The organism is Candidatus Albibeggiatoa sp. nov. BB20 (assembly GCA_016744725.1).
Taxonomy (GTDB): domain Bacteria; phylum Pseudomonadota; class Gammaproteobacteria; order Beggiatoales; family Beggiatoaceae; genus Albibeggiatoa.
Window position 1 is genome coordinate 1 of sequence record JADGDW010000285.1, and the last position, 2,416, is coordinate 2,416.

The following is a 2,416-nucleotide window of genomic DNA, read 5'->3' on the forward strand; positions in this document are numbered from 1 at the left end:
CCTATGTATTAATTTAATCGCCATTTTATTGTAAAAAATATTTTTACTTATTGAGGGTTCGCTATGTGATTAATATATCATTATAAATTGTAATGAAAAATCAAATCAGCTTCAAAATATCCATTTTATACTAAATCATCATGTTTTTTAAATAAATAAACTTTATCATTCAATTGATATACAGATTGTAATTTGACACGATATTTAATAACGCATTGGTTATTAAGGTGTTTGCAGTTTGAATTGGATTTTTTAAATGGGCATAGAATATGAAATCACTATGATTACACTGAAATAGAATCGCAAAAAGTTTAATACATGCTATTTGCATCAAACTAAAAAACTTAATTTATAAATAAACTATTTTTTTATAAAAAAGAAATAAACGTAAAATCCAAATTACTAGCGACAGCTTTTCTACAAAATAACGTATTCTAAAGCACAGTTATATTTTTTTATGTTTTTTATATTTAAAGAGGTACTATTTATGTTTAAGTTAAAAACTTTAGCGGTTACAATGTTATTGGCATCAAGTTTACAAGTACAAGCTGCCCCATTAACTTCATGGGCAACAGAGTCAACTTGGAATAACGCATTTTTGAATGATGTATTGTGGAATGACAAAAAGAAAGGTCATGAAGAGCATCGTGCAAAATCTAAAGCGGCTTGTGAAGGCAAACAAGAAGGTGATAGTTGCGAATTTGAAGGCAGAAAACACACAGTCAAAGGTACGTGTAAAAAGAACCGTAAAGATGACTTGATATGCAGAGGCGAAGGCAAACGTAAACCAAAACGTGAAAAGCCAGAGTAATCATTTAATCTGAGTACTGAAGTGACGCACAAACTTTCCTATAGCCAGTGCGTCATTTTAGCTTATCTCGTTGTTCCTCGCTCCAATCGGCGATAAGTAATTGCTTCAGTTAAATGCTGAGTCTTAATTGATTCACTATCTGCCAAATCTGCAATTGTACGAGCCACTTTTAAAATTCGATGCCATGCCCGTGCTGATAAACCAAGCTGCTCAATTGCTTTATCCAATAAAAGCTCATCATTAGCACTAAGCTGACAAAATTGGTCAATTTCCTTATTCTCTAAATTACTGTTTGCCTTGCCCTGATTGCGTTGCCATTGGGTTTGACGCGCTTGCACCACTCGCTCACGTACGGTTTGGCTATTTTCTCCCCGATTTTCAGAGCGCAACTCAGCCCGAGGTAAATTAGGCACTTCAATATGCAAATCAATTCTATCCAATAATGGGCCTGATACTTTTGCACGATAACGTCGTACTTGATCGGTTGTACATTGACAACGCGGATCGCCTAAATAACCACAAGGACAGGGATTCATCGCTGCAATTAATTGAAAATTAGCTGGAAATTCTGCTTGGCGAGCTGCCCGTGAAATGGTGATATTGCCAGATTCCATCGGTTCGCGTAACACTTCCAAAACCCGTTTATCAAACTCTGGTAATTCATCTAAAAATAAAATCCCATGATGGGCTAAAGAAATTTCACCTGGACGCGGCTGACTACCTCCACCAACCAAGGCAACACCTGATGCGGTATGATGTGGAATTCGGAAGGGTCGCACTCCCCATAATTTTGCTTCAAAGCCATTTTGACGGGCAATTGATGCAATAATCGCGGTATCCAAGGCTTCTATTTCTGTCATGGGTGGCAATAGGCCTGCCATTCGACTGGCTAACATGGTTTTACCTGTACCAGGAGGACCTACCATCAATAAATTGTGTCCACCTGCGGCGGCGACTTCTAGTGCACGTTTAGCATGATGTTGACCACGGACATCGCTTAAATCAGGAATATGTGAGGGAATAATCGGTTCGGGAGTTTTGGCGGAAAAAATGGGGGTAATGATTTCAATATTATCTAAATGATGACAAATATCACGCAAATGCCGAATCGGAAAAATAGACACATCACTAATCATCTGAGCTTCATCTACATTTTGCTGTGGTACAACAACCGCCCGTTGCAATTGTCTGGCAGCCAAGCCCAATGGCAATACACCACGCACAGAGCGTAATTCGCCACTCAAAGCTAACTCACCAACAAATTCATAGTTTTCTAAGCCGTCTAGTCCAACTTGCCCTGAAGCGGCCAAAATGCCCAATGCAATCGGCAAATCAAAACGACCACCTTCTTTAGGTAAATCAGCAGGCGCAAGATTAATCGTAATACGTTGTTGTGGAAATATATACTGACTATTCATTAATGCGCTACGTACACGATCTTTACTTTCTTTAACTGCCGCTTCGGGTAAACCAACAATAGACAACGCAGGCAGCCCATTAGTTAGATGCACTTCAATCGTCACGGGTAAGGCTTCGATACCAACTTGGGCACGACTATGAATAACGGCAAGAGACATGGGTTTATTCTTTTTAATGGCTTAAAAC

2 protein-coding genes are annotated in these 2,416 nt (G+C 38.6%); one reads left to right on the top strand and one right to left on the bottom strand.

Annotated elements, in window-relative coordinates:
- Positions 1 to 487: 487 nt before the first annotated feature.
- On the top strand, positions 488 to 811 hold the full coding sequence (locus ABXH34_RS18605) for a hypothetical protein (RefSeq protein WP_353573387.1): 324 nt from the start codon (positions 488 to 490) through the stop codon (positions 809 to 811).
- A 62-nt stretch (positions 812 to 873) separates the two neighbouring features.
- Here the strand turns inward: ABXH34_RS18605 and ABXH34_RS18610 are convergent, their stop codons facing one another.
- Entirely contained in the window at positions 874 to 2,388 is a 1,515-nt protein-coding gene (locus ABXH34_RS18610; protein ID WP_353573388.1) for a YifB family Mg chelatase-like AAA ATPase, read from the bottom strand.
- Positions 2,389 to 2,416 lie beyond the last annotated feature (28 nt).

What these genes read in the sequence shown, in the direction of transcription:
- ABXH34_RS18610 (WP_353573388.1), bottom strand. Translation starts at nt 2,388, where the DNA reads ATGTCTCTTGCCGTTATTCATAGTCGTGCCCAAGTTGGTATCGAAGCC.
- ABXH34_RS18605 (WP_353573387.1), top strand. Translation starts at nt 488, where the DNA reads ATGTTTAAGTTAAAAACTTTAGCGGTTACAATGTTATTGGCATCAAGT.